Origin of the sequence: Actinomadura sp. BRA 177 (genome assembly GCF_013372625.1) — a bacterium.
Lineage (GTDB): Bacteria > Actinomycetota > Actinomycetes > Streptosporangiales > Streptosporangiaceae > Spirillospora.
Genome location: NZ_JABXFD010000599.1, coordinates 1 through 6,118, shown reverse-complemented (window position 1 = coordinate 6,118; position 6,118 = coordinate 1). Strand labels below are relative to the sequence as shown.

The window sequence follows — 6,118 nt, the reverse complement described above, 5'->3', positions numbered from 1 at the left end:
TTTTTTCGTCTGTCGGTCAACAGCGTGTGTTCCTCGTGCATCCGCGTGTGCGGCGGCAGATGGGTATAGGAGACAGCCGCCGGTCCGCGCGCCGCCTGGGCGTCGGCGATCCGGGTGACCAGCCGCGCCGCGGCGGCCGCGGCGAGCAGGTCCTGGCCGCGGTGGACCAGGACCTCCGGGGCGCTCACGCCTCCTCCTGCTCTTCCGCGTGCTGCCGGGCGGGCTCGGTCTTCGCCGCCTCGGGGGTCGCCGACACCGGCTCGTTCGCGACGCCGGGCGTCGCCGTGCCGTGCGCGAGGTCCTTGGCGAACCGGGCGGCGGCGTCGCGGTAGACCTCGTCGGGGTCGAGGCGGCGCAGCTCCTCGGCCAGCAGCTCGGGCATCGGGCGGCGCAGCAGCGACACCTGCCGGTCCGGCTGGCCCGGCCGGCACAGCGTCGCGACCCGGCCGTCCGGGCGGTGGATCTGGATGTCGCCCCCGGTCGTCGTCAGCCGGACGCCGGTGATCCCGGGCCCCTCCGACACGGTCCGCTGCATCGGCACGCCCAGCCGGACCGACAGCCACGCCGCCAGCAGCTCCGCGCTCGGGCTGTCCGGCTCGGCCGTCACCTCGCCCGACACGATCTCGTCGTGGTCCTGGTCGAGCGCGGCGGCCAGCAGCGACCGCCACGACGTCAGCCGCGTCCAGGTGAAGTCGGTGTCGCCCGGCTGGTAGCCCTGCGTCAGCTGGGCGAGGGTGCCGAGCCGGTCGCGGGCCGCGTAGGAGTCGGTGACCCGGCGCTGCGCCAGGGCGCCCAGCGGGTCCTTGGCCGGCACCTTCGGCACCTTGCCGCCCGGCCACCACGTCACGACCGGCGTGTCCGGCATGAGCAGCGGGACGACGACGGAGTCGGCGTGCTCGGCGAGCGGCCCGTACATGCGCAGCAGCACGGTCTCGCCCGGGCCGGTCTCGCCCATCCGGATCTCGGCGTCCAGCCGCGACGAGCCGCCGCGCGGGTCGCGGGAGATCACGGTCAGCACCCGGCACGGGTGCTCGCGCGCCGCCTCCGTCGCGGCGCGCACCGCGTCGTACTGCGCCGACTCGTCGGTCACGATGATCAGCGTCAGGACCATGCCGACGGCCGGGCCGCCCATCAGGTGCCGGGACTGCGTCAGCGCGTCCTGGATCTTGCGGGTGGTGGTCCCGGTGAGATCGATGTTCATTAGAGCCGCCTCCAGGTGCGCCCGTCCCGCGCCATCAGCTCGTCGGCGCTGTCCGGGCCGTAGCCGCCGGACTTGTACTGGTCGAGGCCGCCGCGGCCCGCCCAGTACTCGGTGATCGGGTCGAGGATCCGCCAGGACAGCTCGACCTCCTCCTGCCGGGGGAACAGCGGCGGGTCGCCGATCAGCACGTCCAGCAGCAGCCGCTCGTACGCCTCCGGCGAGGTCTCCGTGAACGACTCGCCGTAGGCGAAGTCCATGTTGACGTCGCGGATCTCCATCGAGGTGCCGGGCACCTTGGAGCCGAACCGGACGGTGATGCCCTCGTCCGGCTGCACCCGCATCACCAGCGCGTTCTGCCCCAGCTCCTCGGTGTCGGTCTCCGAGAACGGCAGGTGCGGCGCCTTCTGGAACACCATCGCGACCTCGGTCACGCGGCGGCTGAGCCGCTTGCCGGTGCGCAGGTAGAACGGGACGCCCGCCCAGCGGCGGTTCTGGATCTCCAGCTTGATCGCGGCGTAGGTCTCGGTGCGCGAGTCGGCCGGGATCCCGTCCTCGTGCAGGTATCCCCGGACGTCCACGCCGCCCTGCCAGCCCGCCGCGTACTGCCCGCGCGCGGTGGCCTGGGCGATGTCGCCGGGCACCCGCACCGACGCCAGGATCTTGGCCTTCTCGGCGCGGACGGCCTCCGCGCTGAACGAGGTGGGCTCCTCCATCGCGGTCAGCGCCAGCAGCTGCAGCAGGTGGTTCTGGATGACGTCGCGGGCGGCGCCTATCCCGTCGTAGTAGCCGGCCCGGCCGCCGATCCCGATGTCCTCGGCCATCGTGATCTGCACGTGGTCGACGAACGAGCGGTTCCAGATCGGCTCGAACATCGTGTTGGCGAACCGCAGCGCCAGGATGTTCTGCACCGTCTCCTTGCCGAGGTAGTGGTCGATCCGGAAGATCGACTCCTCGGGGAAGACGCGGTGCACGGTGTCGTTCAGCTCCACCGCGGTCTTCAGGTCGCGGCCGAACGGTTTCTCGATCACCACCCGGCGCCAGGCGCCCTCCTTGCGGTCGGCGAGGCCGCTGCGCTGCAGCTGCTCGACGACCTGCGGGAAGAACTTCGGCGGGATCGACAGGTAGAAGGCGTAGTTGCCGCCGGTGCCGCGGCTCTCGTCCAGCTCCTTCACCGCCATCGACAGCGCGTCGAACGCGCCCGGGTCGGAGAACTCGCCGGGGACGAAGTGCATGCCCTCCGACAGGTGCGTCCACACGTCCTCGCGGAACGGGGTCCGCGCGTGCGCCTTGACCGACTCGTAGGCGATCTGCCGGAAGTCCTCGTTCTCCCAGTCCCGCCGCGCGAAGCCCACCAGGGAGAAGCCCGGCGGCAGCAGCCCCCGGTTCGCCAGGTCGTAGATCGCCGGCAGCAGCTTCTTGCGGGACAGGTCCCCGGTGACACCGAACAGCACGAGCACGCACGGCCCGGCCACCCGCGGCAGCCGCTTGTCCCGCGGATCGCGGAGCGGATTGGCTGGGTTGGTCACGTGGCCCCCTCTGATCGGACTGCGCCTTCTCGTCTCACTACTGCAAGCATCCTGCCCCAACTCGTCTCGCGGGCCCGAATTCCGGGCACGGGCGGACGACTTTCCCCGTCACCCACAGGTATACGCCTATGCCCGATCGATCATTCCCCGTGCGGGGTCACGGCCGTCGCGCCCCCGCCACCGCGCGGACCGCCTCGGTCAGCTTCCCGGCGCCCTCGATCGGGTCGCGCAGGTGCAGCCGGATGACCGGCAGCCGCCGCTCCCGCAGCGCCCGCAGCTCGCCGAGGGCGCGCGCCAGCCGCAGCTGCGCCAGGCTGTAGGGGCGGCCGGGGACGGGGTGCCCGGCGAGCGCGTCGCCCGGCGCCGGGTCGCCGGTGATGATGAGGAACGCGCCGTTGCCGGGGCCGTCCTTGTGCACCGGGCCGGTCGCGTGCGGGTAGCCGGGGCCGGGCCCGTAGGCGACGGGACGCCCTGACCCGCGCGCCAGCGACGGCGCCAGGTACCGCCCGGAGAAGTCACCCGACAGATAGGTCATCACCGACAGGTAGCCGTCGTTCGGCACCGAGGCGACCAGCCCGCCGAGGACGGTCTGCAGCTCCGCGCCCGGCGGCCACGGGAAGTCGGCGTGCACCTCGATGCCGTCCTCGACGTACACCGGCTTCTCCGCCGTCAGCGAACCCGAGGACGCGGTGCGCAGCAGCGACGCGGCGTCGTCCTCCGCCTCCTGCACGACCGTGCTGCCGGCCTCGAACGGGTTCACCCCGAGCAGCCAGCCGGCGACCGCCGTCGCGTACTCCCACAGCAGGAACTGCGCGCCGAGCGGCGCCCACACCGAGGTGTCGGAGTCGTCCTGCGCCGCCGACTTCGGGTTGATCGACACGCCGTGCACGTCGGGGAAGCCGCCGCGCCCGCCGGACGGCTCGAACGCCAGCACGCCGCGGCCCCGCTTGCCGGTGCCGACCGCGAGCAGCTGGGAGATCCACGCGCTCAGCGCGCCCGGCCCGCCGGGCTCGCGCAGCAGCACCTTGTCGCGGGCGAGGCCGCCCGGCTCCTGCTGCGCGCAGCCGCCGATGACCGCGCCGAGCAGCAGGCCCGGGTTGTCCTCGTCCTTGGCCAGCGACGGCACCAGGGACGCCGCCTCGTCCAGCAGCCGGTCCGCGTCCGCGCCCGCCAGCACCGCCGGGACGAGCCCGTACGCCGACAGCGCGCCGTAGTGCCCCGGCAGGTAGGGGTCGGTCAGCCCGATCCGGTAGCCGCACTGCCGGGCGAAGTCGTGCAGCGGGCTGCCGTGGTCGGTGATGACCAGGAACCGGCCCGCGATCTCCCGCTCCGACAGGCCGCGCTCGCGGAACGCCTCCGCGAAGATCCGCCGGTAGGCGTCGCCCTCCAGCGACACGCCCGCCTTGCTGGCCAGCACGACCAGCGTCCGGTCGAGCCGCTCCATCGCGAACGCCAGCGCCGCGGTGTCGCCGCCGTCCAGCACGGTCAGCTCGGCCCCGGCCCCGCCGCCGGTCTCGCCGGGCGGGCCGCCCGCGCCGGCCAGCGCGGGCGCGTGCGCCTCCACGATCGCCTGCGCGGCGAGGCTCTCCGCCCCGACGCCGATCAGCACGATGTGGTCGAGGCCCGACTGGCGCGCCTCGGCCACCAGGCCGTTCACCTGGTTCAGCAGCCCGCGGGAGGCGAACGGCAGGTCGAGCCAGCCCAGCCGGCTGTGGTCCACCGCGCGCCGCCCCCACAGCCGCGGGTCCTTCGCGGCCAGCGCGCCGGGGACGCCGCAGCTCACGAGGTAGTCCCTCGCCCGCAGCGCCGAGTCCAGCACGTCACCGCGCGTCAATACGTCGAATCCGGACACCGTTCCCTCCTGCCCCCCATCGTTTCAGGAGAGAACGGGCATTCGCGACCATCTCCATTGATCTTCTTTGCTCGCGTCCCGGATTCGCCCGGTCGCGGTGCGTCCGGACGGGCCGGTCTAGCGGGCCGGTCTAGTTGAGCGCCGCGGCGAGTTGCGCGAGCCCCTCGGCGCGGTCGCGCAGGTGCAGCCGGACGGCCGGGCCGCCCAGCGAGCGCAGCACCCGCAGGTCGCCGAACGCCTGGGCGAGCTGCAGCTCGCCCAGGCTGTAGGGCCGCCCCGGCACCGGCACGTCGCCGGTGACCGCGCCGGTGATCTGCAGGAACGCCCCGTTCAGCGGCCCGCCCTTGTGGTACTGGCCGGCGGTGTGCAGGTAGCGCGGCCCCCACCCGAACGTGACCGGCGCCGGGCGCCTGCGAACCGCGGCGCCCCGCGCGGCGAGCAGCGGGCGCAGCGCGGCCGCCGCCGCGCCGCCGGCGCGGTCCAGGTAGGCGAGCACCGCGAGGTACCCGCCGTCCGGGACGTCCGCGAGGACCGCCTCCAGCGCCTCGGTGAGCGTCCGCGCGCCGCGCAGCGCGTCCTGCGGGGCGTGCACCTCGACCGCGCCCTCGACCAGCTCCGGCGGCCGCCGCACGACCGTGGGCGCCGTGCCCTCCTCCGAGCGCAGCAGCGCGGCCGTGCTCGCCCGCGACTCGCCGGTGTCCGGCTCGTCGAACGGGTTCACGCCGATCACCCGGGCCGCCACCGCGACCGCGTACTCCCACAGCAGGAACTGCGCGCCGAGCGGGCCCGCGACGCTGATCCCCGCCTCGCGGCCGGGGCCCGGCTCGTCCGGCCGGCGGCCGAGGATGACCCGCCGCAGGTCGTCGGCCAGCTCGAAGCCGGGCGCGTCGACGTCCTCGACCACGACCGGCAGCAGGCCCTTGCCGGCCTTGCCCAGCGCCCCGGCGACCAGCTGCTCCGCCCACCGGGCGAACCCGGCGAGGCCGGAGCCGTGGTCGGCGATCACGAGCTTGTCGCGGACGCCGAGCGCCGAGGAGCCGAGGGCCGCGCCCAGCGCCAGCGCCGGGTTGTCGTAGGGCTGCCGCAGCGCTGCGGCGAGCCGCGACGCCTCGTCCAGCAGGGCGCCGACGTCCACGCCCGCGAGTGCCGCAGGAACCAGCGAGCGGGCCCCGAGCGCGCCGAACCGGTCGTCGACGCCGGGTTCGGCCGGGATGAAGTGGTGGCCGACGTCCTCCGCGGCGCGCGCGAGCTCGGAGCCCTCCTCGGCCACGACGGCGAACCGCCGCGCCAGCTCGGCGCCGCCCAGCCCCGCGTCGGAGAACGCGCGCCCGAACACGCGGCGCAGCGATTCGGCCTCGACGCCGTCGCCCACCACGACCACGAGCGTCCGGTCCAGGTCGCCGGCGAGGACGCCCGACACCTCGTGCGGGTCGGTGGTGTCGAGGACGGTCAGCTCGGCGCCCGCCGTGCGGCAGATCGCCTCGGCGGCGAGCGCCGCGCCGCCCGAGGCGGCCAGCACGATCCGGTCGAGGCCGGCGG

General features: G+C 74.6%; 4 protein-coding genes and 1 pseudogene. All 5 read right to left on the bottom strand.

Features of this window, described 5'->3' with window-relative positions; genetic code table 11:
- A pseudogene (locus HUX53_RS33960) lies at positions 1-188 on the bottom strand (hypothetical protein); the annotation flags it as partial.
- Positions 185-1,201: a glucose-6-phosphate dehydrogenase assembly protein OpcA gene (locus tag HUX53_RS33955; RefSeq protein WP_176407371.1), complete on the bottom strand. Its 1,017-nt coding sequence runs from the start codon at positions 1,199-1,201 to the stop codon at positions 185-187. The pseudogene HUX53_RS33960 and the gene HUX53_RS33955, both read right to left, overlap by 4 nt.
- Complete coding sequence (gene zwf / locus HUX53_RS33950) at positions 1,201-2,727, bottom strand: glucose-6-phosphate dehydrogenase (RefSeq protein WP_309237559.1); 1,527 nt, start codon at positions 2,725-2,727, stop codon at positions 1,201-1,203. The genes HUX53_RS33955 and zwf overlap by 1 nt, the downstream gene beginning before the upstream one ends.
- Positions 2,728-2,884: 157 nt before the next feature.
- Positions 2,885-4,579 carry a phosphoheptose isomerase gene (locus HUX53_RS33945; protein WP_176407370.1) on the bottom strand — a complete coding sequence of 565 codons (1,695 nt, stop codon included), beginning with the start codon at positions 4,577-4,579 and terminating at the stop codon, positions 2,885-2,887.
- Between the two features lie 130 nt (positions 4,580-4,709).
- Positions 4,710-6,118 (bottom strand): glucose-6-phosphate isomerase (locus HUX53_RS33940; protein WP_176407369.1); only part of this gene is annotated, 1,409 nt, incomplete at its 5' end.